Below are 25887 nucleotides of genomic sequence, written 5' to 3' on the forward strand. Positions count from 1 at the left end.
CATCCCATTGTCAAAGAACACCCGCCAGGCTTCAGCGCCAGGCGTGTTTCAGATCTTCGTGTGCGCAATTGTCATTCAGAGTTGGTGGGTCTGGGAGGACTCGAACCACCGGCCTCACCCTTATCAGGGGTGCGCTCTAACCACCTGAGCTACAGACCCAAAAGTCATGCAGGAAAAGTGGTGGAGCCAGTCGGGATCGAACCGACGACCCCCTGCTTGCAAAGCAGGTGCTCTCCCAGCTGAGCTATGGCCCCGTGTGCCGGGACGCTCTGAATGCAGGTCACTTGTGCGGACGCCTGACAGGCAATGCGCTGTCTTTGTGTCTCTAAAGGAGGTGATCCAGCCGCACCTTCCGATACGGCTACCTTGTTACGACTTCACCCCAGTCATCGGCCACACCGTGGCAAGCGCCCTCCCGAAGGTTAAGCTACCTGCTTCTGGTGCAACAAACTCCCATGGTGTGACGGGCGGTGTGTACAAGGCCCGGGAACGTATTCACCGCAGCAATGCTGATCTGCGATTACTAGCGATTCCGACTTCATGGAGTCGAGTTGCAGACTCCAATCCGGACTGAGATGGGGTTTCTGGGATTGGCTCACCCTCGCGGGATTGCAGCCCTCTGTCCCCACCATTGTAGTACGTGTGTAGCCCTGGCCGTAAGGGCCATGATGACTTGACGTCATCCCCACCTTCCTCCGGTTTGTCACCGGCGGTCTCCCTAGAGTTCCCACCATTACGTGCTGGCAACTAGGGACAAGGGTTGCGCTCGTTGCGGGACTTAACCCAACATCTCACGACACGAGCTGACGACAGCCATGCAGCACCTGTCTCACGGTTCCCGAAGGCACCAATCCATCTCTGGAAAGTTCCGTGGATGTCAAGGCCAGGTAAGGTTCTTCGCGTTGCATCGAATTAAACCACATACTCCACCGCTTGTGCGGGCCCCCGTCAATTCCTTTGAGTTTCAGTCTTGCGACCGTACTCCCCAGGCGGCGAACTTAACGCGTTAGCTTCGATACTGAGTGCCTAGTTGCACCCAACATCCAGTTCGCATCGTTTAGGGCGTGGACTACCAGGGTATCTAATCCTGTTTGCTCCCCACGCTTTCGTGCCTCAGTGTCAGTGCTGGTCCAGGTAGTCGCCTTCGCCACGGATGTTCCTCCCGATCTCTACGCATTTCACTGCTACACCGGGAATTCCACTACCCTCTACCGCACTCTAGGTCGCCAGTTTCCAATGCCATTCCCAGGTTGAGCCCAGGGCTTTCACATCAGACTTAACGAACCACCTACGCACGCTTTACGCCCAGTAATTCCGAGTAACGCTTGCACCCTTCGTATTACCGCGGCTGCTGGCACGAAGTTAGCCGGTGCTTATTCTTCCGGTACCGTCATCACCCCCGGGTATTAACCGAAGGCTTTTCTTTCCGGACAAAAGAGCTTTACAACCCGAAGGCCTTCTTCACTCACGCGGCATGGCTGGATCAGGCTTGCGCCCATTGTCCAATATTCCCCACTGCTGCCTCCCGTAGGAGTCTGGACCGTGTCTCAGTTCCAGTGTGGCTGATCATCCTCTCAGACCAGCTACGGATCGTCGCCTTGGTGGGCCTTTACCCCGCCAACTAGCTAATCCGACATGGGCTCATCCAGTCGCGCGACGCCTTGCGGTCCGCCGCTTTCACCTTCCGGTCGTATGCGGTATTAGCGTAAGTTTCCCTACGTTATCCCCCACGACAGGGCAGATTCCCATGTATTCCTCACCCGTCCGCCACTCGCCGCCCACAGTATTGCTACTGCTGCGCTGCCGTTCGACTTGCATGTGTTAGGCCTGCCGCCAGCGTTCACTCTGAGCCAGGATCAAACTCTTCACTTAAGTATTGCGGCTCCGACCGAAGTCTTCGCCAATGCTTTGAGTGCAGTCGTCGTCACCGAGCCCGAAATCACTCGCTGGCTGACCAATTGCTTGGTCGCCATTTGAATTGACTTTGTTGCTCTGTTACGAACGTCTGCAAGATGGACAACTTTCCACCCGCCAGACGCCCGCACAAGTCACCTGCGCACACTGTCAAAGATCGTCGGGATCGGCCTCAGCGCCTTCTCCCTTCCCCCGCCGCACCAAAGTGCCCGAGGGAGCCGCACATCATACAGGCGTTCCGAGGAACGTCAACACCCGATGAAGAAAAAAACCGGAGGAGCGACGCGCGATTCAGTGATGTCATCGCTGCGGAGAAAACAACTTCCGCAACCGCTCCAGCGGGCCGCGCATTATGCCGATCCAAGAAAATGCGTCAACCGTTTTTTCGACTGAATTTCCGATCGATCCAACCCAGTCCGAACAACACGCCCAACGTCAGCGCGGTGACGAGCAGCGCGAGCAGGTAATACCGCAGCGCGACGACGATGCCGATCACCGCGACCATCAGCAACGAAGCGGCCGTGGTGATGCCGGCGACCTGCTCTTTCGAGCGATGGCTGAAGATCGTGCCGGCGCCGATGAAGGCCACGCCGGTGATGGTCGCTTCGACCAGGCGGATCGGATCGAGGCGCAGCGATTCGCCGCGGCCGGTGAACGCCGGATCCGAAAGAATGAGGGGCCCAAGCCCCACCAGCAACGACGCCGCGCCCGACACCAACATGTGCGTGCGGAATCCCGCCGGCCGATCCTTCATTTCGCGTTCGAATCCGATCGCACCGCCGAGCACCATCGCGTACATGGTGCCGAGCACGAGGATCCACTGCGGGTGCCAGTCTCCGATCATCCACCGGAGACTGCCCCACGCCGGTTCACGACGCGGTGATCAGGCCGAAGCGACGAGCCTGATGCGCGCGAAGTTGCGCTTGCCGATCGCCAGCACGCCTTCGAAACCGGCCGAAAACACGCGCGCGGCGTCTTCGACGACCGCGCCGTCCACGCGCACCGCGCGCTCCTTCAACTTGCGATTGGCTTCCGAGTTGCTCGGCGCGAGGCCCGCGGCGACCAACAGTTGCGCGATGCGCAGCCCTTCGGCGGGCACGGCCACGTCGTGCAGCGGCAGCGATGCGATGTCGCCTTCGCCGCGCACCGCGGCATTCCATCCGGCGATCGCGATCTCGGCCGCCTCCCGCCCGTGGAAGCGCGCGGCGAGCTCGCGCGCCAGGCGCAGCTTCACGTCGCGCGGGTTCAACGCACCCGAAGCGACGTCCGCGTTCAACCGCACGGCTTCGGCCGCGCCGATCTCGAAGCTCAGCAACTCGATCCACCGCCACATCAACGCATCGCCGATCTTCATCGTCTTGGTGACCATGTCGATCGCCGGCTCGTCGATGCCGATGTAGTTGCCGAGCGACTTGCTCATTTTCTGCACGCCGTCGAGGCCCTCGAGCAGCGGCATCGTCAGCACGATCTGCGGCGCCTGCCCGAAATGTTCCTGCAGCCCGCGTCCCATCAGCAGGTTGAACTTCTGGTCGGTGCCTCCGAGTTCGACATCGGCCTTCAACGCGACCGAGTCGTACCCCTGCACGAGCGGATACAGGAACTCGTGGATCGCGATCGACTGTTGCCCCGCGTATCGCTTGGCGAAGTCGTCGCGCTCCAGCATCCGCGCCACCGTGTGCTGCGCGGCCAGCTTGATCATGTCGGCCGCGCCCATCTGCGCGAACCATTCGCTGTTGAAGCGCAATTCGGTGCGCTCGCGATCGAGCACCTTGAAGACCTGGTCGGCGTAGGTGCGCGCGTTGGCCTCGACATCCTCGCGCGTCAGCGGCTTGCGGGTGACGTTCTTGCCGGTCGGGTCGCCGATCATCCCGGTGAAGTCCCCGATCAGGAAGATCACCTGGTGCCCGAGGCCCTGGAACTGCCGCATCTTGTTGAGCAGGACCGTGTGGCCCAGGTGCAGGTCCGGGGCCGTGGGGTCGAAACCGGCCTTGATGCGCAGCGGACGCCCGGTCTTAAGACGGGTTTCCAGCTCGTCGCGCTTGAGGATTTCGTCCGCGCCGCGGGCGATGAGGTCGAGGGCTGCCTGAATCGACACGAAGATGAACTCGATAAGGGAAGTTACGGATCCGTGACCCGGATCGTGAAAGTAGCGTTAAAGCGGGGTTAAAACAAAAAATCCATCCCACTCAAGGGTTTGACGCACGTTTCTAGCGTGACTATGGTAGCGCCGTTACGCGCGCCTCACGACGCGGTAACCGTTTTTCAGAAGGGGACGCACCATGGGCAAATCCGGCATCGACAAGGCACGCCGCGCGCGGCTCGACATCCTGCGCGAAGCGGCGCTCCACCGCCACGTGGCCGCGCGCCTGCCCGAGGGCTTCAACGGCCGCTGGACCCGCCGCCAATGGGCCCACGTGTCCCTCTTCGCCACGCTGGCCGCGCTCGTCGCCGCCATCGTCCCCGGTTTCTCCGATTCCCGCCATGCCGACGGCATCGCGCCTGCGCAGGCCCGCACCACCCTGGCCCTGTCGTTGCCGCCGCTGTCGGTCGCCAAGTTGCGCGGCCATGCCGGCGACAGCTGGCAGATCGTCCATGTCGAGCGCGGCCAGACGCTCGGCAGCCTGTTCGAAGACATGGACCTGCCCGCCGCCACGATGCACCAGCTGCTCGAGCAGCCCGGCGCGAAGCAGGCGCTGACGCGCATGAAGCCCGGCACCGAGCTCGCGTTCGACCTGCCGGTCGACGGCAAGCTGCGTGCGTTCCGCTTCGACCGCGACGAGACGCACCGCGTCGAATACACCTTCGACGGCGACAAGCTCACCGAAAAGGTCATCGAGCGCCCGACCGAATCGCGCACCGTCGTCATCAGCGGCACCGTCGGCAAGTCGCTGTTCCATTCGGCGCGCAAGCTCGGGCTGTCCGGCGGGGCGATCAACACGCTCACCGACGACATCTTCAAGTACGACATCGACTTCAACGAAGACGTCGCCTCCAACGACCGCTTCAGCGTCGTCGTCGAGCAGACCTGGCGCGACGGCGAGCTGATCCGCACCGGCCCGGTGCAGGCCGCGACGTTCACCGTCGGCGGCAAGCTGCACTCGGGTTTCCGCTTCGAGCGCAACGGCAAGGCCGAGTACTTCACCGCCGATGGCCGCCCGCTGAAGAAAAGCTTCATCCGCATGCCGATTCCGTATGCGCGCCTGACCTCGTCGTTCGGTTCGCGCCGCCATCCGGTGCTCGGCACCGTGCGCCAGCACAAGGGCGTCGACTACGGCGCGTCCACCGGCACGCCGATCATGGCCGCCGGCGATGCGCGCGTGCAGTTCGTGGGCTGGAAGGGCGGTTACGGCCGCGCGGTCATCCTCGACCACGGCCGCGGCTACACCACGCTGTACGGGCACATGTCGCGCTTCGGCGAGATCAAGCAGGGCCAGAAGATCCCGCAGGGCAAGGTCATCGGCTACGTCGGCATGACGGGCCTGGCCACCGGCCCGCACCTGCACTACGAATTCCGCATCAACGGCGTGCATCGCAATCCGCTGTCGATCACCATGCCGCCGCCGGAGCCGCTCAACGGCGCCGCACTCGCGCAGTTCCGTTCGCAGACCTCCAACGCGCTCGCGCGCATCCAGAGCGTCGAGAAGGTGATCTACGCCGACGCAGGCGCGCCGCCCAAGAAGAACAAGAAGGCCTGACGCGCGCGTGGAAACACGCGACGGCGGGCTGTACCTCGGGCTGATTTCGGGAACGAGCGCCGACGGCATCGACGCCGCGCTCGTCCGGTTCGATGGCGACCACTGCACGCTCGTCCGCGGCGAAACCTGTCGCTGGGACGCCACGCTGCGCGCGCGCCTGGTCGCGCTCGGCCAGGGCGGCGACGCGACGTCGCTCGACGAACTGGGCGAACTCGACGTTCAAGTCGCGCAAGCCTTCGCCGACGCCGCGCTGCACTTGATCGCCGCTGCGAAACTCGCGCCGGCCGACGTGCGCGCCATCGGCTCGCACGGGCAGACCATCCGCCATCGCCCCGCCGCGAAGCATCGCTTCACCTGGCAGATCGGCGACGGCAACGTGATCGCCGAACGCACCGGCATCGACACCGTCGCGGATTTCCGCCGCCGGGATGTCGCAGCCGGCGGACAGGGCGCGCCGCTCGTCCCCGCCTTCCACGCCGCGCTGTTGCACGATGCGGACGAACCGCGCGCCGTCCTCAACCTCGGCGGCATCGCGAACTTCACGCTGCTGCCGACGCAGGGCGACGTGCGTGGTTTCGACACCGGCCCGGCGAACGCGCTGATGGACGCCTGGTGCGAGCTGCATCACGGCACGCCGTTCGATGCACACGGGGCATTCGCCGCGCGCGGACGCATCGACGAGGCGTTGCTGCACAGCCTCCTTTCCGACCCGTGGTTCACGCGCCCGCCGCCCAAGAGCAGCGGCCGCGAGCAATTCCATCTCGACTGGGTCCGCACGCACATGCACGGCGTGCAAACGCCGGAAGACGTGCAGGCCACGCTGGTCGAACTCACCGCGCGCACGGTCGCCGATGCGTTGCGCGCGCAACAGCCGGAGACGCGCAGGATCCTCGTGTGCGGCGGCGGCGTGCACAACCCCGTGCTGCTCGCGCGCATCGCGGCCAACCTGCCGGGCGTGCATGTCGAATCCACCGCCGCGCACGGGCTCGATCCGGATTTCGTCGAAGCGATGGCGTTCGCGTGGCTCGCGCGCGAAACCCTGGCCGGCCGCCCCGGCAACGTGCCCGCGGTCACCGGCGCGCGCGGTCCGCGCGTGCTCGGCGTGGTCTACCCGCGCTGACCGTCAGATCTCCTCGACCCAGCGGTCGAGGATGTGCGTGGGCGCCGGCGCCGGAGGCGCGCGGCCGATCAACCCGAAGCCTTCGTCGCGCGGCACGCCTTCAAGCGCGGCGATCGCCTGTTCCAGCGCGGTCGATTCGCGGTCGTCGAGGTGCACCTCGAGCCCCGCCTCGCAGGCCTGCAGCCCGCGTTGCAGGAGGTTTTCGAGGGTGACGTGCATGTTCCAGCCGCGCGCGTCGGCCAGGCGCTTGATGCGATCCGCCATCTCCGGATCGATGTCCCGCAACACCAGGTCGGTCACTTCGCCTCCCGGCCCGTGGCCGCGAAAGGAAATCCCCGGGGGAGGCCTTCAGGTTACGGCGGGGGAGGCCTTGCGTACAGGCATCTTCCACGCCAGCCAGAGGCACAACAGCAGGGCCGGTATTCCCATCAACGCAGTTCCGAGGAAGAACAGGGCGTAGCCCTCCAACAGCGTGCGGCCTTGTTCGAGGTACTCCACCGCCACGCCCGACAGACCCTTCAGGAACTTGCCCGGCAGCGCGTAGAACGAACTGAGCAATGCATATTGCGTTGCGGTATAGCCCGCGTGCGTCAGTTGCGACATGTAGGCGATGAGCGCCACGCCCACGAACCCGTTGCAGAAGTTGTCGATCGCCATGGCCGCGGCGAAGACGCCCGAATCGGCGCCATGCAGCGCCAGGTACGAGAACGCGAGGTTCGACCCCGGCCCCAGCACCGCGCCAGCCAGCAACGTCGGCAGCGTGCCGAAGCGGATCGACGACAGGCCGGCGACCGCGATGCCGACGATGGTCGCCACGAGCCCGATCGAGCCGCGCACCGCGCCCACGACTTCCTTGTCCATCCCCAGGTCGGAATAGAACGGGTTGGCCATCGGACCGAGCAGGAAGTCAGGCAGGCGATACAGGCTGATCGCCGCGAGCATCAGCAACGCCCACCACCCGTGGTCGCGGAAGAACGCGACGAACGGGCCGAAGACCGCATCCATCATCCCGCGCGCCGTGAACAGCGCCGGGTGCGGCGTGGTGGCCGCGCGCACGCTGGCTTCGGGTTCGCGCGCCATGAACACCGCGGCGGCGCCGACCATCATCAGCAACGCCATGATCTCGTAGGACACCGACCAGCCCACGTGCGCGGCGAAGATCAGGATCAGCGAATCGGTGACGAGCAACGCGGCGCGGTAACCGAGTGTCGCCGACGAGGTCAGCATGCCCTGCTGGTCGGGCGTGTCGGCACTCTCGATGCGCCAGGCGTCGATGACGATGTCCTGCGTGGCGGATGCGAACGCCACGACCAGTGCGAGCCCGCCGAACACCAGCAGTTGGCTCAGCGCGACGCCCGCGATCGTGATCCCGCCGATGCCAGGCTGCACGAGCGCCATGCCGACCAGTGCCGCGGCGACGACGATCTGCGCGACCAGCATCCAGCCGCGGCGGCGCCCCAGCCATTTGCCTAGCACCGGCGCGTCGATCTTGTCGACCAGCGGCGCCCACAGGAATTTCAGCGAATATGCGATGCCCACCCAGGACAGGAACCCGATCGTCGACAACTCGATCTTGTTGTCGCGCATCCAGTAGCCGAGCGTGTTGCCCACCAGGTAGATCGGGATGCCCGACGAAAAGCCGAGCAGCAACATCACGAAGACTTTCGGTTCCCGCAGGTTGCGCAGCACCGTGCGCCAGCCGCCCTTCGTCATAGCGTGTAGTCCACGACGAACGGTGCGTGGTCGGAAAAACGCGGCGCGGGATGGATCGAACACGCGGCGAGCTTGTCGCGCAGCGACGGCGTGCAGAATTGGTAGTCGATGCGCCACCCCACGTTCTTGGCGCGCGCCGCGCCGCGGTTGCTCCACCAGGTGTAATCCTGGCCGTCCGCATGCAGCGCGCGGTAGGCATCCACCCACCCGTTGCCCTGCGCGCACATGCCGTTGAGCCAGTCGCGCTCGCGCGGCAGGCAGCCGGAATTCTTCTGGTTGGATTTCCAGTTCCGGATGTCGAGCTCGCTGCGCACGATGTTCCAGTCGCCGCACAGCACGTAGTCGCGTCCGCTGTGCAGCCAGTGGTGGAGGATCGGCCGCAGCCATTCCATCACTTCGAACTTGAAGCCCTGGCGCAACTCGCCCGACGAGCCCGACGGGATGTAGAACGACACCACGCTCAGGTTGCCGAAGCGCGCCTCGATGTAGCGGCCCTCGTCGTCGAACGGCGCCCAGCCCAGGCCCGTTCGGATTTCGTCGGGCTCGCGCTTGCTGTAGATCGCCACGCCGCTGTAGCCCTTCTTCGTCGTCGCGTCGCGGAAGAAGGCCTTGTAGCCCTTGGGCAGGAACTCGGGGCCGGAGACCTGGTGTTCCTGCGCCTTGGTTTCCTGCAGGCAGAGGACGTCGGCGCGCTGGTCGGCGAACCAGTCGAAGAACCCCTTGCCCGCCGCGGAGCGGACGCCGTTGGCGTTGAAACTGACGATGCGCAAATCACGGACCCATGGGCGAGTGCAACGGCAAGCCTAGCCCATCCGCATGCAAGGGCACGACCCGCCGGTCCCCCGGCCCTTATCATTCGCACCAACGCTCATTCGCCCGACCTCCCACGTGACCGACCACCGCGCCCGCTTCCTCACCCTCGCACTGCGCGCGCAGGCCCTGCGCTTCGGCGCGTTCACGCTCAAGTCCGGGCGCGAGAGTCCCTATTTCTTCAACGCCGGCCGCTTCGATTCGGGGGCGGCGCTGGCCGAGGTGGCCGCGTGCTACGCCGATGCGCTGGACGAGGCCGGCCTGGAGTTCGACGTCCTCTTCGGCCCGGCCTACAAGGGCATCCCGCTGGCGACCGCGCTGGCCTGCGAATTCGCGCGCCGCGGCCGTGACCTGCCGCTCGCGTTCAATCGGAAGGAAGCCAAGGCGCACGGCGAAGGCGGGACGCTGATCGGCGCCCCGCTCGCGGGCAAGCGCGTGCTGATCGTCGATGACGTGATCACCGCCGGCACCGCGATCCGCGAAGCGCTCGGCATCATTCGTGAGGTCGGCGGCATCCCCGCCGGCATCGTGATCGCCCTGGACCGCCAGGAGCGGGCCAGCGAGGCGCACGCGCAGTCGGCCGCGCAGGCCGTCGCCGAGGAACACGCGCTGCCGGTCGTGAGCGTGGCGAGCCTGGGCGACCTGCTTGCGTTTGCCGGCGAAAGCGCGGACCTTTTAGACCATCGCGATGCCCTGCTCGCCTACCGCGCGCGCTACGGCATCGCCAGTGCGTAATCGCGAACATCGCAGAACAGGGGCTGCGACCATGCCGAACAAGACCATCGCCACCGCCACGTTGTTGCTCGCGCCGCTGCTCGCGCTGGCGCTCGTGCCGATCGACGCGCACGCCCAGAAGCGCGGCGCGCAACCGAAAACCAAGAAGCTCTATTGCTGGGAACAGAACGGCGCGAAGGTCTGCGGCGACGCACTGCCCGCCGAGGCCGCCGGCGCGCGCCGCTCGGAGTTCAGCACCACCGGTGCGCATACCGGCGAGATCGCGCGTGCGATGACGCCGGAAGAACGCGCCGCCGCCGAAGCCGCCGCCAAGGCCGAGCGCGAACACGCGGAAAGCGAAAAGATGCGCTTCCTGCGCGAGATGGCGATGGCCGAGTCCTACGCGACCGAAGAGGACCTGCGCAAATCCTTCCACGAGCGCATCGCGCTGCTGGACGAGTCGCTGAAGGCCTCCGAGCTGGGCGTCGTCGGATTGCGCCAGAGCCTGGTCGCACTGCTGCGCCAGGCGGGCGAGAACGAACTGGCCGGCAAGCCGGTCACGCCGGTCGCGCGCGCCAACATCGCCAAGCAGCACGCCGAACTGCGCCGCCGCGAACGCCTGTTCGCCACGCAGCGCGTGCAGCGCGCGAGCCTCGACGAAGAACTCGAATCGGTGCTCACGCGCTACCGCGAGATCAAGCAGGGCCAGCGCGCGCCGGAATCGGCGGCCGCCACGCCCGCGCAGCCGCCCGCGACGGGCGGCTGATCCGGGCAAGAATCAGAACGGCAGCACGAGGTCCGGCCGCACCGCGAGCAGCTGCTCGCGGAACGCGTTCTGGATGCGCGCCAACGCGTCCTTGTTGTCGCCGTCGAAGCGCAGCACCAGCACCGGCGTCGTGTTGGACGCGCGCACCAGGCCCCAGCCATCCGGCCAGTCGGCGCGCAGGCCGTCGATCGACGACAACCGCCCGCCTTCGAATTTCGCCTTCGCCTTGAACAGGTCGACGAACGCGTGCGGATCGTCGTTCGGCGCGGGCACCTTGATCTCGGCCGTCGACACGCCGTCGGGCAACGCGTCGAGCACATCGCTCGGCGACGTGCTGCGGCTGGCGAGGATTTCGAGCAGGCGCGAGGCGGCGTAGATGCCGTCGTCGAAGCCGAACCAGCGCTCCTTGAAGAAGAAGTGGCCGCTCATCTCGCCGGCGAGCTCGGCGTCGGTCTCGCGCATCTTGGCCTTGATCAGCGAATGGCCGGTCTTCCACATCAGCGGGCTGCCGCCGTGGCGCAGGATCTGGCCCGGCAGGCGACCGGTGCACTTCACGTCGTAGACGATGACCGCGCCCGGGTTGCGTTCGAGCACGTCGGCCGCGAAGAGCATCAGCAGGCGATCGGGGAAGATGTTGTGGCCGTCCTTGGTGACCACGCCCAGGCGGTCGCCGTCGCCGTCGAAGGCCACGCCGATGTCCGCGTCGAGGCGCTTGACCATCTTGATGAGGTCTTCGAGGTTGTGCGCCTCGCTCGGATCGGGATGGTGGTTCGGGAACGTGCCGTCGACTTCGCAATACAGCGGCGTGACGTCCGCGCCGATCGCGGTGAGCACTTGCGGCGCGATCGCGCCGGCGACGCCGTTGCCCGCGTCGACGACCACCTTCAGGCGGCGGTCGAGCTGCACGTCGGAGGCGATGCGGTCGATGTAGTCCTTCGACACGTCGCGTTGCTGCACGTTGCCCGGCGAGGCGGACTCGTGGAGGCGGTCTTCGGCGATGCGCGCGTAGAGGTCCTCGATCGCCTTGCCCGACAGCGTTTCGCCGCCGACGACGATCTTGAAGCCGTTGTAGTCCGGCGGGTTGTGGCTGCCGGTGACCGCGACGCAGCACCCGGTGCGCAACTGGTACGCGGCGAAGTACACGACCGGCGTGGCGGCAAGGCCGATGTCCACGACGTTGCGGCCGGTCTTGCGCAGGCCGCGCACGAGACCGTCGACCATGTCGGGGCCCGACAGGCGGCCGTCGCGCCCGACGACGATGTCGTGCAGGCCGCGCTCGGTCATCAGCGAACCGATCGCCTGGCCGATCAACTCGGCGACGCCGTGGTCGAGTGTCTTCCCGACGATGCCGCGGATGTCGTACGCGCGGAAGATCGACTTGTCGATCAGCACCTGGCCGGCCGGGCCCTTCGCGGGTTCGACGGCGCGCGGCTGCGGCGGTGCTTCCGGCGTGTCGGACGCGGCGGCGGCCGGTGCGACGACGGCCGGCGCTGCGGCGACCGGGCCGGCGACCGCGGCCTGCATCTGCGACAGCGTGGGGGCTTCGGCGTGGTCCGCGTCATCGGCGGCGCGCACGGGACGACGCCCCGCGCGCAGCGCCAGCCAGCCGAGGATCACGAACACGAGCGCCGAGATCCAGCACGGCAGCGCGCCCATGCCGAACGGCGCGTTGCCCGCGTCGGGCAGGCCGGCGGCCACGCGCCACGTCGTTCCCTTCACCGGAACGGCGAGCACTTCGGCGCCGCTGGCCAGTTCCTTGTCGCCGCGCTCGGCGACGCTGTAGCTGCCCTGGCGCAGCGCGAGGTAGCTGTCGTCGCGCACGTTGCCGCTGGCGATCGGGCCCGTGGCCTGATCGAGCGGGAGGCGGACGTAAGCCACGCCGACGCGCACCGGCCCGTTGTTGGCGGGCGCGGCCACGGCGAGCTTCGGGCCGCCGGCATCGCGCACGATCGCGGCGACCGCCTTGTTCTCGGCGACCGCGTTCTCCGCGATGCCCACCTTGCCGAAGCCCTGCTTCGGAAGGCCGGCGTATTGCGATTCGAAGCCGTCCGGGAAGATCTCCGCCGATTCCGCGCCGGCCCAGCCCTGCTTGATCGCGGCGGCGGCGGCGTTGAAATCGTTCTGGGCGAGCGCGGCCTGCACGGCCGGCGACTGCAGGCGCTTGTCGAGTTCGGCCAGTTGCTTGGCGACCGACTCCGACACCTGCCGCGCGGCCTGGTCACGCGTGCCGGTGAGCGCCGACTCCCGGCTGTGCGCCTGGAACTGCACCCACCCGCACCATGCCAGCCACAGCGCGAGCAGCCCGCAGACCACTGCTACGACGGGCATCAGCGGCTTGAGTGCGCCGCCGGGAATGCCGAGTTTGCCCTTCGCCGGTGTGGCGAGATCCTGGTCCGTCATTGCAAAAATCCCCTGGTTAACGCACGCCGGTGTGGCCGAACCCACCGCTGCCGCGCGCGCTTTCTTCGAAAGTATCCACTACCTGCAACGTCGCGCGCACGATGGGCAGCACGACCAGTTGCGCGATCCGATCCCCGGGCGAAATGGTGAACGCTTCGCGGCCGCGGTTCCACGTGCTGATCATCAGCGGGCCCTGGTAGTCGGCGTCGATCAGGCCCGTGCCGTTGCCGAGCACGATGCCGTGCCGGTGGCCGAGGCCCGAGCGGGGCAGGATCACCGCACAGAGCGTCGGGTCGGCGAGGTGGATCGCCAGGCCCGAGGGGATCAGCGCGGTGTCGCCCGCCTCGAGCACCAGCGGCGCCTCGAGCGCGGCGCGCAGGTCCAGGCCGGCGCTGTGTTCCGTCGCGTAGGCCGGCATCGGCCACTCGTCGCCGAACCGAGGGTCCAGCACCTTCACTTCGAGCACCTTGTGCGTCATGCGGGCAATCGCTCCTCGACCAGGTCCAGCAAGGCATCGGCGAGCGCGACCTTCGGCGCGGGGCCGAGCGTGCGTTCGCCGACGGTTCCATCGTCGCGCCGCCAGTACACCGAGAGCGCGTTGTCGTCGCTTTCGAATCCGCTGCCGGCCTGGCCCACGCGGTTGGCGGCGATCATGTCGACGCGCTTGGCGTCGAGCTTGCCGCGCGCGTAAGCGGCGACATCGTCGGTTTCGGCGGCGAACCCCAGCACCACGCGCGGGCGGCGCGCATCGCGCGCGACGTCGGCAAGGATGTCGGGCGTGCGCACCAGGCGCAGCACGAGCGCCGCTTCGCCGGGGATTTTCTTGATTTTCGAAGTCGCGATGTTCTCCGGCGTGAAGTCGGCGACGGCGGCGGCGCCGACGTAGACATCGGCCGGCAAGGCGTCGAGCACGACCGCGTGCATCTGCGCGGCGCTGCGCACGTCGATGCGCGCGACGCCTTCGGGCGTCGGCAGATGCACCGGACCGGCGACAAGCACCGTCTCCGCGCCGCGGCGCGCGGCGGCCGCGGCGATCGCGAACCCCATCTTCCCGCTGCTGCGATTGCCGAGGAAGCGGACCGGATCGAGGTCCTCGTAGGTCGGGCCCGCGCTGACGACGACGCGAAGGCCGGCCAGGCTCAAGCGGACGCCCTCGCCAGCGCGGAGACGATGTCGAGCGGCTCGACCATGCGGCCGGGGCCGGATTCGCCTTCGGCCAGCGGGCCTTCGGCCGGGCCGACGATGCGCACGCCGCGCTCGCGCAGCAATGCGACGTTCGCCTGCGTCGCCGTGTGCAGCCACATCCGGTGGTTCATCGCGGGGCACACCGTGATCGGCGCGGTGGTGGCCAGGCACAGCGTGGCGATGAGGTCGTCCGCGAAGCCATGCGCGATCTTCGCGATGGTGTTGGCAGTGGCGGGCGCGACGAGGACGATGTCGGCCCAGCGCGCGAGTTCGAGGTGGCCCATCGCCTGTTCGGCGGCGGCGTCCCACAACGAGGTGCGCACAGGAGACCCGGAGAGCGCCTGGAACGTCTGTGCGCCGACGAAGCGCTGAGCGTTCTCCGTCATGGCGACCTGCACCGTGGCACCCGCGTCGCGCAGGCGACGGACGAGGTCGGCCGCCTTGTACGCGGCGATGCCGCCGCACACGCAGAGCAGCACATTGCGGCCGTGCAGGGCGGCGATGGGTTCGGCCTTCACGGTCAGGAAATCCCCACGACGAAACAGGTAATCAGCTTACCCGAAGCCCTCCGTTCCCCCGATACACGCCCGTCCGCCCACACGACACGCTGCGGCGATGCGCATCCGCGATTGGCCCAGCCTCGAACGCCCCCGGGAAAAACTCGCCGCCCGCGGCAACGCCAACGCATTGTCCGACGCCGAGCTGCTCGCCCTGTTCCTCGGTTCGGGGCTGCGCGGGCAGGATGCGGTCACCACCGCGCGCCACCTGCTGAACGGGCAAGGCTCGCTGCGCGCCATCCTCGACATGCCGCTCCCGCTGATGGAGCAGCTGCGCGGCATCGGCCGCGCGCGCGCCTGCCTGTTGATCGCCGCGCTGGAACTCGGCCATCGCCACTACGCGCAGACGCTGCCGCCTCGCGAAATGATGAGCGACCCTGGCGCGGTCTACGAGTTCTTCCATCGCCGCCTGCGCGACAAGCGCGCCGAGACCTTCGCGGTGATGTTCCTCGACGCCCGGCTGCGGATGATCGCCTTCGAGGAACTCTTCCAGGGCACCGTGGACGAGGCGGGGGTGTATCCGCGGGAGATCGCCAAGCGGGGGCTCGCGCTCAACGCCGCCGCCGTGGTCGTCGGCCACAACCACCCCAGCGGCGTCCCCGAGCCCAGCGACGACGACCGCAAGAGCACGCTGGAGATGCGCACGTCGCTGCGGCTGCTGGGCATCCGCCTGCTGGACCACGTGATCATCGGGGACGGCCCGCCGGTGTCGATGGCCGCACGAGGGCTCTTCTCATGCGTGCCTTAGACTATGCGGCCGTCGTATCGGCCTCCGGCAACCGTCGTGAAAGCTTCCATCAACGCCCTCGTCGAGCAGGGCATCGCTGCCCTCCGCACCGCCGGCACGCTTCCCCAGGACCTCGAGATTCCCGCCTTCGTCGTGGAGCGCCCCAACCAGCGCGCGCACGGCGATTTCTCGACCAACGCCGCGATGGTGCTCGCCAAGGCCGCGCGCACCAATCCGCGCGCGCTCGCGCAGGCCCTGCTCGCCGCGTTGCCCGCCTCCGACGATGTCGCGAAGGTGGAGATCGCAGGCCCGGGCTTCATCAACTTCCATCTCGCGCCCGCCGCCTACGGCCGCGAGCTGCGCGAGATCGTCGCGCGCGGTTCCTCGTACGGCCACAACGCCAGCGGCGCCGGCCGCACGGTGGGCGTGGAATACGTCTCGGCCAATCCCACCGGCCCGTTGCACGTCGGCCACGGCCGCGCGGCGGCCATCGGCGATTGCATCGCGCGCGTGCTGCACGCCAACGGCTGGCGCGTGATGCGCGAGTTCTACTACAACGACGCCGGTGCGCAGATCGACAACCTCGCCCGCTCGGTGCAGGCGCGCGCGCTCGGCAAGACGCCGGACGATCCGTCGTGGCCGGAGGACGGCTATCGCGGTGATTACATCGTCGACGTCGCCAACGCGTACCTGCGCGGCGACACGGTGGAGTTCGAAGACCACATCGTCCAGGCCGCGAAGGACCCGGACGACCTCGACGCCGTGCGCCAGTTCGCCGTCGCCTACCTGCGTCGCGAACAGAACGCCGACCTCGCCGCCTACGGCGTGGCATTCGACGTCTATTTCCTGGAATCCTCGCTGTACACGCAGGGCAAGGTCGAGGAAACGGTGCGCGAGCTCGTCGCCCACGGCCACACCTACGAGGAAGGCGGCGCGCTGTGGCTGCGCACGACGGACTTCGGCGACGACAAGGACCGCGTGATGCGCAAGTCCGACGGCACGTTCACCTACTTCCTGCCGGACGTCGCCTACCACCGCAGCAAGTGGCAGCGCGGCTACGAACGCGCGATCACCGAGCTCGGCGCGGACCATCACGGCTCGCTCGCCCGCGTCATCGCGGGCCTGCAGGCGCTCGACTGCGGCATCCCCCGGAACTGGCCGGAGTACGTGCTGCACCAGATGGTCACCGTCATGCGCGGCGGCCAGGAAGTGAAGCTCTCCAAGCGCGCGGGCAGCTACCTCACGCTGCGCGACCTCATCGAGGAAGCCGGCCGCGATGCGACGCGCTGGTTCCTGATCGCGCGCAAGCCCGATTCGCAGCTCACCTTCGACATCGACCTGGCGCGCTCGCAGAGCAACGACAACCCGGTGTTCTACGTGCAGTACGCGCACGCCCGCGTGTGCAGCCTGCTGCGCCAGGCTGGCGAGAAGGGCTTCACGGTCGACCTCTCCAACGGCTTGCGCCACGTGGACACGCTCGTGGATGAACAGGCGCAGGCGCTGCTCATCGAGCTTTCGCGTTTCCCGGAAGTCGTCGAAGCGGCCGCCGTCACGCTGGAACCGCACGCCATCGCGCAATACCTGCGCGAAGTCGCCAATGCATTCCATGTCTGGTACCACGCACAGCCCATCCTGGTGGATGATGGCGACCAACGCGATGCGCGCCTTGCGCTCAGCGTCGGCACCGGACAGGTGCTGAAGAACGGACTGGATTTGCTGGGCGTATCGGCCCCGGAGAAGATGTGATGGCGGCACGACGGGGGAAATCGCAGGCCAGGCGCAACGGAGGAGACTCCAACCCGGCCTGGATCTGGTTGTTCGCGGGCCTGGCGCTCGGCGTCGTCCTGATCATTGCGGTGCCCAAACTGCTGCCGAAGGGCGAAGGCGGCGACGGGTTCTTCCGCCCGAAGCCCAATCCCGACGCGCAGCCGAAGGCGGCTGCGAGCGCGGAGGAAGACGACGCACTGGTCCCCGAATCCACGCAGGCGCCGGCCAAGGCCGGCAAGCCGAAGGAAACGCAGTACGACTTCTACACGCTGCTGCCGTCGAACGAAGTGCCGTTGTCGGACGCCGAGCTCGCGGAAACGGCGCGCGCCGAAGAAGCGCGCGAAGCCGCGGCGGCAAAGCAGCTGCAGGCAACCGCCGCAGCCGCCAATCCGGACGCGGCGGACATCGCGCAACCGGCCGTTGCGACCAACACGGTCGCCAGCAACACGCCGGCCGGCGCGCAGGCGACGGCCGCTTCGGCGACCAAGCCCGAACCCAAGGACGACGGCACGCGTTACCTCCTGCAGGCCGGTGCGTTCCAGGCCAGCGGCGATGCCGAAGCGGTGAAGGCGAAGATCGCGATGCTCGGCCTGAGCGCGCGCGTCGAATCGGCGCAGATCGCCGACAAGACCGTCTATCGCGTGCGCATGGGGCCATACGGCAGCGCGTCCGAACTCGCCGATGCCAAGAAGCGCCTCAGCGGCGGCGGCTTGCCGGCGATGGCGATCAAGGCGCGTTGATCCCATACACGCGATGACGACAACGCCCCGCACCGCGTTCATCACCGGCGCCACGTCGGGCTTCGGCCTCGCGGCGGCGAAGCGGTTCGTCGCCGGCGGCTGGAATGTCATCGCCACCGGCCGGCGCGCCGATCGCCTGCAGGCGCTGGTCGGGCAACTCGGCGCCGACCGCGTGCACCCCTTGGTCTTCGACGTGCGCGACGAGGCCGCGATGCGCGCAGCGCTCGACGCCATCCCGCCCGCGTTCGCCGGCATCGACCTGCTGGTCAACAACGCCGGCCTCGCGCAGGGCACGCTGCCCGCGCAGAAGGCCGAGCTCACCGACTGGCACACGATGATCGACACCAACGTGCGCGCGTTGGTCGTGCTCACGCATGCGCTGTTGCCTGGGCTGATCGAACGCAAGGGCGCGGTCATCAATGTCAGTTCGACGGCCGCGACGTATCCCTACGCAGGCGGCAACGTCTACGGCGGCACGAAAGCCTTCGTCTCGCAATTCTCGCTGGGCCTGCGCGCCGACCTGCACGGCACCGGCGTGCGCGTCACCGCGCTGGAACCGGGCATGGCGGAGACCGAGTTCACCCTCGTGCGCACGCACGGCGACCAGGCCGCATCGGATGCGCTGTACAAGGGCGCGCAACCGATGACGGCCGACGACATCGCCGACACGATCTGGTGGGTGGCGAACCTGCCGCCCCACCTGAATATCAATCGCCTTGAAATGATGCCGACGCGGCAGTCGTTCGCGGGATTCCAGATCGCGCGCGACTAGACCGGTTCGTCGCTCAGGTACGTGTACGCCGTGAGCCCGCCTTCCAGCGCGTCCTTCAGGCGCGCGCTTTCTTCCGCCGGCAAGCCCGCGTCGTCGACCTTCCTGGCGTACGCCTCGCGCAGCGCATCGAGCCTGTACCCGACGTAATCCAGCATCACGTCCGTCGTATCGCCGCGGCGCTGCTGGCTCATCGCGTACCCGTCGCCTTCCAGGTGGACTTCCACCGCATCGGTGTCGCCGAACAGGTTGTGGATGTCGCCGAGGATTTCCTGGTACGCACCGATCAGGAAGAACCCGAGGCGGTAGACCTCGCCGTGGCGCAGCGGATGCAGCGGCAGCGAGCTGTCGAGGCCTTCGTTCTCCACGTACGTGTCGATCTTGCCGTCCGAATCGCACGTCATGTCCGCGATCACGCCGCGGCGATCGGGCGCCTGATCCAGGCGTTCGATCGGCACGATCGGGAACACCTGGTCGATGGCCCACACGTCGGGCATGGATTCGAAGACGCTGAAATTCACGAAGTACTTGTCGACCAGGCGCTCGTTCAATTCATCGAGCAGGTCGCGGTGCGAACGCTCGCCCACGTCGAGCCGCGCGCGCACCGCGTGCGCGATCGCGTAGAACAGATCGTCGATGCGCGCACGGTGCACCAGGTCGATCTGGCCGAGTGCGTACAGCGACAGGCCTTCGCCATGGTGGTGTTGGGCATCGTGGAAGAGCTCCACGGCCGGGCGCGAATCGAGCTCGTCGTGCAGCTCGCGCAAGTGACGGATCACGGCGGGTTCGTCGTCGTGCGCCGGCGGCACGCGGCCTTCGGGTGCTTCCTCGACTTCGGAGACGTTGGCCACCAGCACCGCGTGGTGCGCCGTCATGGCGCGCCCGCATTCGGTGACGATGCGCGGCTGCGGCAACGCATGCGCTTCGCACGCTTCGGCCAGCGGCTGCACGATGTTGTTCGCGTACTGGGCCACGCCGTAATTGATCGAGCAGTAGCTGCGCGAACGCGTGCCTTCGTAGTCGACGCCGAGCCCGCCGCCGACGTCCATGAACTTCACCTGCGCGCCGAGCTTGGACAACTCGACGAAGTAACGCACCGCCTCGCGCATGCCGTTGGCGATGTCGCGCACGTTGGAAATCTGCGAGCCCATGTGGAAGTGCAGCAGGCCGAGGCAATCGCCGTAACCGCTGTCGCGCAGCGTCTTCCACAGGTCGAGGACCTGGCGCGGCGAGAGGCCGAACTTCGCCTTGTCGCCGCCGCTGTTCTGCCACTTGCCCGCGCCGAGCGAGGCCAGGCGCATGCGCACGCCGATGCCGGGGCGCACGCCGAGCGATTGCGCTTCCTCGATGATCAACTTCAGCTCGCTGGGCTTCTCGACCACGATGTAGGTCTGCAGACCGAGCTTGCGGCCGATGAGCGCCAGGCGGATGTACTCGCGGTCCTTGTAACCGTTGCAGACGATCAGCCCGCCCGGGCGGCTCAGCGCGAGGACGGCCATCAGCTCGGGCTTGCTGCCCGCTTCCAGGCCGAAGCCTTCGCCGCGATGCGAGGCCAGCGTGCCCGCGACGCCGGCGTGCTGGTTCACCTTGATCGGATAGACCGCCGTGTAGCCGCCCTGGTAGTCCCACTCGGCCTGCGCCTGCGCGAACGCGCCCTGGAGCTTGCGCAGGCGGTCGCCGAGGATGTCGGGGAAACGCACGAGCAGCGGCAGCTTGGCGCCATTGGCCTTGGCCTTGTCGACCACCTCGGAGAGCGCGATCGCCGGTCCGTTGGCGCCGCGCGGCAACACCGTGACGCGCCCGGCGCCGTCGACATCGAAATACCCCTCCGACCAATGCGGGATGGAGTAGGTCTTGCGGGCCTGGTCGACGGACCATGCGCTCATCGGCGGAGTACCTCGGGTGAGACGGAAAGGGGCGCGGATTCTAACCCCCCGCGCCCTCAGCGATGGTGATAGGTGGGCTTGCCGCAGGCCTTGCGGATCTTGTGGGCGATCCAGCGGCGGTGCGGGGCGGTGCACACGATGATCGTGCCCGGCACCTGGAGGGCATCGACGATCTTGCGCAACTGCTTCTCTTCGCTGCCGAGCAGCATGCCCCGCCAAGCCACGAGCAGGACGAAATGCGGGACGCTCGCATCGGCACCGAGATCGCGTCGCACGAGCCAGGCCTTCTTCACCTTGCCGTGGGATGCAAGCGTCTCGCGCAGCGTCTCGAGCGCGGCATCGTCGAGCCCGTGCGCCACCAGGTTCCGGCCGTCGACGGTGTTGCGGATCCGGTCGATCGCCTCGTCCGAGCGGCGCTGGCGACGCAACTGTTCGGCGACGTCCTCGCGCAGCGCATCGTCGGCGCCGGTGCGTGCGTAATACGCATCCACGAGCGGGAGCAGCACGTTCCGCGATTCGGGCTCGAGCCGCATCGCTTCGCGGAGGAAAGCCTCGCCTGCGGCGTCGTCGCGCTCCAGCAACAGCACGCCGAGCCGGGCTTGCGCGTACGCATCACCGGGATTGGCGGCGACCGCGATGCGGAACGCGGCGATCGCGTCTTCCGGCGTGCGCAGCTCGTCGATGATGCGTGCGTATTCGACGTGTTCGTCCGCGGTGCGCTCGGCCTTCGCCTCGAGTTCGACCAACCGCTCGGCGCCGGCCTTGCAGCGCGCGCCCACTTCTTCCCACATCGGCGCGGCGAACGCGCGCCACTGCGCGCTCAGCTCGGCCTCCAGCGTCGGCAGGAAATCGCCCAGCAACGCCTGCGCGGCACTGCCCGCGCTCGCGTGGATCACCACTTCGTCCACGCCCAGCGACTGCAGGCGCACCGCGAGGGCGGGATGGGTGTCTTCGGGCGACGTCGTTTCCGACAGGATGCGCTGCGCGAGCGCTTCGGCATCGTCCACCGGCGTGCGCAGGAACGCGGCGATATCGCGATGCACGACGTCGGGCGGGGCCGTGCCGGCGCGCATCGCGACGTCGAGGCCGGGCCAGAACCGGCCCTGCAGGCCATGGCTCGCCGCGGACATCCGCACCAGCGCCTGCCCGATCGCGGCGCGGCCGGCGATGCGCGCGGCGGTGTTGTCGGCCTCGAACTCCTGCTGGCGCGCCAGCGCGAAGCTGTAGGCGTTGAAATACGGCGCATACCATTCGAAGAAGCGCGAGAACAGGCGCGCGAACCACGAGCGTTGCACGTGCAGCGCTTCGAGCAGGCGATACCAGCTCAGGCGCACGCGGTAGATCCACCCGGAAAAACGCCCGTGCCCGCCGCCGAAATGGCCGAACTCGTGCGCGACCACCGCGGCGAACTGGTCGCGGTCGAGCGCCTGCATCAACGGCAGCCCGAGCACCAGGTAATGGCGATGGCCGAACAGGCCCAGCGCGCGCGGCATCATGCAGGCGGCGGCGTTGAGGTCGCCGTCGATGTAGATGCCGTGCAGCCGCGGCGCGCCGGCCGCCACGCGGATGCGCTCGACTTCGGCCTGCAGCAAGGGCGCCTCACCCGGTGCCAGCCGGTGGCCGTCCGGCGGCGTGAACCGGATCCACAGCGCCCGCAGGACCATCCACCCGAGCGCGAGCGGGATCCAGATGATCTTGATCAGTTTGAGCAACAGGATCGGGCTGATCGCGATCAGCGTGACCACCAGGCCGACCGAGACGCCCAGCGCGAGCACGAGCGACAACCCCAGCACGCCGAATCCCAGCGCGGCGAGCAAGGCCACCCGCATCTTGTAGGCGCCGGGCGACACCTGCGCGTCATGTTCCAGCCGCGCCACGAGGCGGCGGTGTTGTGCGATCGAACCCATCCGTACGACTCCCCCTGAATCGGGGCGGATTTTAGCGCGCGGCCGGTTGCCCACGCGGGCTCCGCTACAATCCGCACCCCCTCGCCCCCGCCGGACCCGCCGCGATGACCGAACCCACCTGGATGTACGAGAACTTCGAGCCCGCCGGTTCGGCCATCGGCTATCGCATCACGCGCAAGCTCGACGAGGTGCAGTCGCCGTTCCAGAAGATCGAGATCTTCGAGAGCACCGACTGGGGCAACGTGATGCTGATCGACGGCGCGATGATGCTCACCACGCGCGACAACTTCCTCTACCACGAGATGATGTCGCACCCGGCGCTGTTCACGCATGCGAGCCCGAAGCGCGTGGTCATCATCGGCGGCGGCGACTGCGGCACGTTGCGCGAAGTGCTCAAGCACCCCGACGTGGAATCGGCCACGCAGTGCGACATCGACGAGCAGGTGACGCGCATGGCGGAGAAGTGGTTCCCCGAGCTGTGCGATTCCAACGGCGACAAGCGCGCGGAGTTGTTGTTCGACGATGGCATCGCGTACATGGCCAATTGCCCGGCCGGCAGCGTGGACATCGTGATCGTGGATTCGACCGACCCGGTCGGCCCCGCCGAAGGCCTGTTCAACAAGGCCTTCTACGAATCGTGCTTCCGCGCGCTGAAAGACGACGGCATCCTGGTGCAGCAATCCGAATCGCCGCTGGTGCTCCTCGACCTGATCAAGGAGATGCGCGGCGAGATGGGCAAGGCCGGTTTCACCACGTTCCAGACCCTGCCCTTCCCGCAGCCGTGCTACCCGACCGGCTGGTGGAGCTGCACGCTGGCGCGCAAGTCCGGCGGCTTCGACTACCGCGTGCAGGACGCGCGTGCCAAGACCTTCAAGACGAAGTACTACACGGCCGACGTGCACCAGGGCGCGACGGCGTCGATTCCGTTCGTGGCCGAGGCGCTGGGCGGCGCTTAAAGCGCGTCGCCGTCCAATTCGCCCGTGCGGATGCGCACGACCTTGTCGAGCGCCCACACGAAGATCTTGCCGTCGCCGATCTTCCCGGTGCCGGCGGCCTGCATGATGGCTTCGACCACGGCGTCGACCTGGTCGTCGGTGACGGCGACCTCGAGCTTGATCTTCGGCAGGAAGTCGACGACATATTCGGCGCCGCGATACAGCTCGGTGTGCCCCTTCTGGCGCCCGAAGCCCTTGACCTCGGTGGCGGTGATGCCCGCCACGCCCGCTTCCGACAGCGCCTCGCGCACGTCGTCCAGCTTGAAGGGCTTGATGATCGCCATGACCATCTTCATCACGTCGTCTCCATGTCGCGTCCCCGCAGCATACCGTTGCTTGGACCGGCTGTAGGAAAATACCCACCCGTCGTCGCTGCATCGCCTGATGGCGCCGGCCGGCGGAATTGGACAAGCTCGCGCAGACCGAGGATTTGAGGGACATGACCATCATGATCGACCTGGAAAAACTGGACGACCTCGCGCGGCGCCTCAGCAGCCTCGTCCCGCCGTCCCTCCGGGAAGGTCGCGACGAGCTGCAGGAAAACTTCAAGTCCGTCCTGCAAACCGGCCTGACCAAGCTCGATCTCGTCACGCGCGAGGAATTCGAAGTGCAGCGCGCGGTCCTGCTGCGCACGCGTGAAAAGCTGGACGAGCTCCAGCGCACCGTCGCAGACCTCGAAGCGCAGCTCGACCCGTCCTCGCCGCCGCGCCACTGAGCGCACCGCCATGGGGTTGTCGATCGTGCACACGCGTGCACGCGACGGCGTGCGCGCGCCTGCCGTCCGGGTGGAAGTGCATGTCGGCGCCGGCCTGCCGAACCTGACCATCGTCGGTTTGCCGCACGCCGCCGTGCGCGAGGCGAAGGACCGCGTGCGGGCCGCGTTGCAATGCGCGCAATTCGTGTTTCCCGACGGCCGCATCACGGTGAACCTCGCGCCGGCGGACCTGCCCAAGCGCGGCGGGCGTTTCGACCTGCCCATCGCGCTCGGGATCCTTGCAGCGAGCGGGCAACTGTCGAACGACGCGCTGCGCGATGTCGAGTTCCTGGGCGAGCTCGGATTGACCGGCGAGTTGCGCACGGTCGACGGCGTGCTGCCCGCCGCGGTCGCCGCGGCGGAGGTTGGGCGCCGGTTGGTCGTCCCCGCCGGCAACGGCGCCGAAGCCGCGCTCGTCGCATCGGCCGATGTCGTGGTCGCGCGCACGCTGCTCGAGGTCTGCGCCGCGCTCGGCGGCGAGAAGACATTGCCGCGCGCAGAATCCGTGGCCGATGTGGTCGAGCAATCGGCGCCTGACTTGCGCGACGTGCGCGGCCAGCTGCGCGCGCGCCGCGCGCTCGAGATCGCGGCCGCGGGACAACATCATCTGCTGTTCATCGGCACGCCGGGATGCGGCAAGACGCTGCTCGCATCGCGCCTGCCCGGCCTGTTGCCCGAGGCCACCGAGACAGAAGCGCTGGAATCGGCGGCGGTCGCATCGATCAGCGGCCGCGGCGTCGACGCCGCGCGCTGGCGGTTGCGCCCCTTCCGGTCACCGCACCACACCACCAGCGCCGTCGCGCTGGTGGGCGGCGGCCCCGATGCGCGGCCCGGTGAAGTCTCGCTCGCGCACAATGGCGTGTTGTTCCTCGACGAATTGCCCGAGTGGGGCCGGCACGCGCTGCAGGTACTGCGCGAACCGCTCGAGGCCGGCAGCGTCGTGGTCGCGCGCGCGGCGACGCGCGCCGAATATCCCGCGCGCTTCCAGCTCGTCGCCGCCATGAATCCCTGCCCGTGCGGATGGGCCGGCGATGCGAGCGGCAAATGCCGGTGCCTGCCCCAGACCGTCGAGCGGTATCGCGCCCGCGTGTCGGGCCCGTTGCTCGACCGCATCGACCTGCACGTCGATGTCGCCCGCGTGCCGCCCGAGGTGCTCCGCGAAGACGCACCGCAAGGCGAAGCGAGCGCGGATGTGCGTGCACGCGTCGCCTGCGCGCGCACCCGTCAGCTCGAACGCGCCGGCGTGCCCAACGCGCTGCTCGACCAGGCGGCGACGAACGCGACGTGCCGACTGGCGCCCGATGACCGCGCGCTGCTCGAGCGCGCGATCACCGCTTTCGACCTCTCCGCGCGCTCGCTGCACCGCATCCTGCGCGTCGCCCGCACCATCGCCGACCTCGATGGCAGCGACGACATCGCGACGCCGCACCTTTCCGAGGCGATCAGCTACCGTGTCATGGAGTACTGA

General features: G+C 67.7%; 20 protein-coding genes, 2 tRNA genes, 1 rRNA gene and 2 pseudogenes. 11 read left to right on the top strand and 14 right to left on the bottom strand.

Annotated elements, in window-relative coordinates:
* Positions 1-82 precede the first annotated feature (82 nt).
* From LF41_RS03505 to tyrS, 5 genes are all read right to left on the bottom strand, one after another.
* A tRNA-Ile gene (locus tag LF41_RS03505) sits at positions 83-159 on the bottom strand.
* 19 nt (positions 160-178) lie between these two features.
* Positions 179-254: transfer RNA gene (locus LF41_RS03510), tRNA-Ala, on the bottom strand.
* A gap of 73 nt (positions 255-327) precedes the next feature.
* Positions 328-1872 (bottom strand): 16S ribosomal RNA (locus LF41_RS03515).
* A 415-nt stretch (positions 1873-2287) separates the two neighbouring features.
* Positions 2288-2758 carry an MgtC/SapB family protein gene (locus LF41_RS03520; RefSeq protein WP_036165991.1) on the bottom strand — a complete coding sequence of 157 codons (471 nt, stop codon included), beginning with the start codon at positions 2756-2758 and terminating at the stop codon, positions 2288-2290.
* Positions 2759-2797: 39 nt separating this feature from the next.
* The gene (gene tyrS / locus LF41_RS03525; protein ID WP_036165993.1) at positions 2798-4009 is read right to left on the bottom strand and encodes a tyrosine--tRNA ligase; all 1212 of its coding nucleotides are present in this window, start codon (positions 4007-4009) and stop codon (positions 2798-2800) included.
* A gap of 184 nt (positions 4010-4193) precedes the next feature.
* Between tyrS and LF41_RS03530 the strand changes: the two genes are divergently transcribed.
* Both LF41_RS03530 and LF41_RS03535 read left to right on the top strand, forming a co-directional pair.
* Entirely contained in the window at positions 4194-5609 is a 1416-nt protein-coding gene (locus tag LF41_RS03530) for a peptidoglycan DD-metalloendopeptidase family protein (protein ID WP_036165997.1), read from the top strand.
* A gap of 7 nt (positions 5610-5616) precedes the next feature.
* A complete protein-coding gene (locus LF41_RS03535; protein ID WP_036166001.1) occupies positions 5617-6729 on the top strand; it encodes an anhydro-N-acetylmuramic acid kinase in 1113 nt (370 codons plus the stop codon).
* A 90-nt stretch (positions 6730-6819) separates the two neighbouring features.
* Here LF41_RS03535 and LF41_RS03540 read toward each other — a convergent pair.
* From LF41_RS03540 to LF41_RS03550, 3 genes and pseudogenes are all read right to left on the bottom strand, one after another.
* Positions 6820-7029, bottom strand: a pseudogene (locus tag LF41_RS03540) (hypothetical protein); the annotation flags it as partial.
* A 48-nt stretch (positions 7030-7077) separates the two neighbouring features.
* Positions 7078-8442 (bottom strand): AmpG family muropeptide MFS transporter, encoded by a 1365-nt coding sequence (locus LF41_RS03545; protein ID WP_036166004.1) that lies wholly within the window; start codon positions 8440-8442, stop codon positions 7078-7080.
* A complete protein-coding gene (locus tag LF41_RS03550) occupies positions 8439-9212 on the bottom strand; it encodes an exodeoxyribonuclease III (protein WP_036166007.1) in 774 nt (257 codons plus the stop codon). The genes LF41_RS03545 and LF41_RS03550 overlap by 4 nt, the downstream gene beginning before the upstream one ends.
* Positions 9213-9330: 118 nt before the next feature.
* On the opposite strand from LF41_RS03550, the gene pyrE reads away from it, so the two are divergent.
* The gene (gene pyrE / locus LF41_RS03555; RefSeq protein ID WP_036166010.1) at positions 9331-9987 is read left to right on the top strand and encodes an orotate phosphoribosyltransferase; all 657 of its coding nucleotides are present in this window, start codon (positions 9331-9333) and stop codon (positions 9985-9987) included.
* Positions 9988-10018: 31 nt separating this feature from the next.
* Positions 10019-10732 (top strand): hypothetical protein, encoded by a 714-nt coding sequence (locus LF41_RS03560; RefSeq protein WP_052116101.1) that lies wholly within the window; start codon positions 10019-10021, stop codon positions 10730-10732.
* 12 nt (positions 10733-10744) lie between these two features.
* On the opposite strand, the gene LF41_RS03565 is transcribed toward LF41_RS03560, so the two are convergent.
* The 3 genes and pseudogenes from LF41_RS03565 to coaBC form a co-directional block, all read right to left on the bottom strand.
* Complete coding sequence (locus tag LF41_RS03565) at positions 10745-13060, bottom strand: phosphomannomutase/phosphoglucomutase (protein WP_425599464.1); 2316 nt, start codon at positions 13058-13060, stop codon at positions 10745-10747.
* A gap of 88 nt (positions 13061-13148) precedes the next feature.
* The gene (dut, locus tag LF41_RS03570) at positions 13149-13610 is read right to left on the bottom strand and encodes a dUTP diphosphatase (protein ID WP_036166014.1); all 462 of its coding nucleotides are present in this window, start codon (positions 13608-13610) and stop codon (positions 13149-13151) included.
* A pseudogene (gene coaBC, locus LF41_RS03575) lies at positions 13607-14835 on the bottom strand (bifunctional phosphopantothenoylcysteine decarboxylase/phosphopantothenate--cysteine ligase CoaBC). Before coaBC ends, dut begins: the two are co-directional and overlap by 4 nt.
* A 97-nt stretch (positions 14836-14932) precedes the next feature.
* Here coaBC and radC point away from each other — a divergent pair.
* Genes radC through LF41_RS03595 form a run of 4 tightly spaced genes read left to right on the top strand, consistent with a single transcriptional unit; the run spans position 14933 to position 18880 of the window.
* A complete protein-coding gene (radC, locus tag LF41_RS03580; protein WP_036166017.1) occupies positions 14933-15622 on the top strand; it encodes a RadC family protein in 690 nt (229 codons plus the stop codon).
* 36 nt (positions 15623-15658) lie between these two features.
* Complete coding sequence (gene argS / locus LF41_RS03585; protein WP_036166019.1) at positions 15659-17347, top strand: arginine--tRNA ligase; 1689 nt, start codon at positions 15659-15661, stop codon at positions 17345-17347.
* Complete coding sequence (locus tag LF41_RS03590) at positions 17347-18108, top strand: SPOR domain-containing protein (RefSeq protein WP_036166022.1); 762 nt, start codon at positions 17347-17349, stop codon at positions 18106-18108. The genes argS and LF41_RS03590 overlap by 1 nt, the downstream gene beginning before the upstream one ends.
* Before the next feature lie 13 nt (positions 18109-18121).
* The gene (locus LF41_RS03595; RefSeq protein ID WP_036166025.1) at positions 18122-18880 is read left to right on the top strand and encodes an SDR family NAD(P)-dependent oxidoreductase; all 759 of its coding nucleotides are present in this window, start codon (positions 18122-18124) and stop codon (positions 18878-18880) included.
* Here the strand turns inward: LF41_RS03595 and speA are convergent.
* Complete coding sequence (speA, locus tag LF41_RS03600) at positions 18877-20763, bottom strand: arginine decarboxylase (RefSeq protein WP_036166028.1); 1887 nt, start codon at positions 20761-20763, stop codon at positions 18877-18879. The genes LF41_RS03595 and speA overlap by 4 nt on opposite strands.
* 56 nt (positions 20764-20819) lie before the next feature.
* On the bottom strand, positions 20820-22670 hold the full coding sequence (locus LF41_RS15980) for a M48 family metallopeptidase (RefSeq protein ID WP_052116102.1): 1851 nt from the start codon (positions 22668-22670) through the stop codon (positions 20820-20822).
* Positions 22671-22774: 104 nt separating this feature from the next.
* Between LF41_RS15980 and speE the strand changes: the two genes are divergently transcribed.
* Entirely contained in the window at positions 22775-23626 is an 852-nt protein-coding gene (gene speE / locus LF41_RS03610; RefSeq protein ID WP_036166031.1) for a polyamine aminopropyltransferase, read from the top strand.
* Here the strand turns inward: speE and LF41_RS03615 are convergent.
* Complete coding sequence (locus tag LF41_RS03615; protein WP_036166034.1) at positions 23623-23961, bottom strand: P-II family nitrogen regulator; 339 nt, start codon at positions 23959-23961, stop codon at positions 23623-23625. The two genes, speE and LF41_RS03615, sit on opposite strands and share 4 nt — an antisense overlap.
* A 152-nt stretch (positions 23962-24113) precedes the next feature.
* On the opposite strand from LF41_RS03615, the gene ubiK reads away from it, so the two are divergent.
* Both ubiK and LF41_RS03625 read left to right on the top strand, forming a co-directional pair.
* Positions 24114-24380, top strand: a complete 267-nt coding sequence (gene ubiK / locus LF41_RS03620; protein ID WP_036166180.1) for a ubiquinone biosynthesis accessory factor UbiK — start codon at positions 24114-24116, stop codon at positions 24378-24380.
* A 10-nt stretch (positions 24381-24390) separates the two neighbouring features.
* Entirely contained in the window at positions 24391-25887 is a 1497-nt protein-coding gene (locus LF41_RS03625) for a YifB family Mg chelatase-like AAA ATPase (RefSeq protein ID WP_036166037.1), read from the top strand.

It is taken from the genome of Lysobacter dokdonensis DS-58, assembly GCF_000770795.1.
GTDB classification, from domain to species: domain Bacteria; phylum Pseudomonadota; class Gammaproteobacteria; order Xanthomonadales; family Xanthomonadaceae; genus Noviluteimonas; species Noviluteimonas dokdonensis.

Bases quoted from the DNA above. Each gene is read 5' to 3' on its own strand.
- LF41_RS03520 (WP_036165991.1), bottom strand. From the start codon at position 2,758: ATGATCGGAGACTGGCACCCGCAGTGGATCCTCGTGCTCGGCACCATG.
- LF41_RS03530 (WP_036165997.1), top strand. From the start codon at position 4,194: ATGGGCAAATCCGGCATCGACAAGGCACGCCGCGCGCGGCTCGACATC.
- LF41_RS03545 (WP_036166004.1), bottom strand. From the start codon at position 8,442: ATGACGAAGGGCGGCTGGCGCACGGTGCTGCGCAACCTGCGGGAACCG.
- LF41_RS03560 (WP_052116101.1), top strand. From the start codon at position 10,019: ATGCCGAACAAGACCATCGCCACCGCCACGTTGTTGCTCGCGCCGCTG.
- LF41_RS03565 (WP_425599464.1), bottom strand. From the start codon at position 13,060: ATGCCCGTCGTAGCAGTGGTCTGCGGGCTGCTCGCGCTGTGGCTGGCA.
- dut (WP_036166014.1), bottom strand. From the start codon at position 13,610: ATGACGCACAAGGTGCTCGAAGTGAAGGTGCTGGACCCTCGGTTCGGC.
- radC (WP_036166017.1), top strand. From the start codon at position 14,933: ATGCGCATCCGCGATTGGCCCAGCCTCGAACGCCCCCGGGAAAAACTC.
- LF41_RS03590 (WP_036166022.1), top strand. From the start codon at position 17,347: ATGGCGGCACGACGGGGGAAATCGCAGGCCAGGCGCAACGGAGGAGAC.
- LF41_RS03595 (WP_036166025.1), top strand. From the start codon at position 18,122: ATGACGACAACGCCCCGCACCGCGTTCATCACCGGCGCCACGTCGGGC.
- speA (WP_036166028.1), bottom strand. From the start codon at position 20,763: ATGAGCGCATGGTCCGTCGACCAGGCCCGCAAGACCTACTCCATCCCG.
- LF41_RS15980 (WP_052116102.1), bottom strand. From the start codon at position 22,670: ATGGGTTCGATCGCACAACACCGCCGCCTCGTGGCGCGGCTGGAACAT.
- speE (WP_036166031.1), top strand. From the start codon at position 22,775: ATGACCGAACCCACCTGGATGTACGAGAACTTCGAGCCCGCCGGTTCG.
- LF41_RS03615 (WP_036166034.1), bottom strand. From the start codon at position 23,961: ATGAAGATGGTCATGGCGATCATCAAGCCCTTCAAGCTGGACGACGTG.
- ubiK (WP_036166180.1), top strand. From the start codon at position 24,114: ATGATCGACCTGGAAAAACTGGACGACCTCGCGCGGCGCCTCAGCAGC.
- LF41_RS03625 (WP_036166037.1), top strand. From the start codon at position 24,391: ATGGGGTTGTCGATCGTGCACACGCGTGCACGCGACGGCGTGCGCGCG.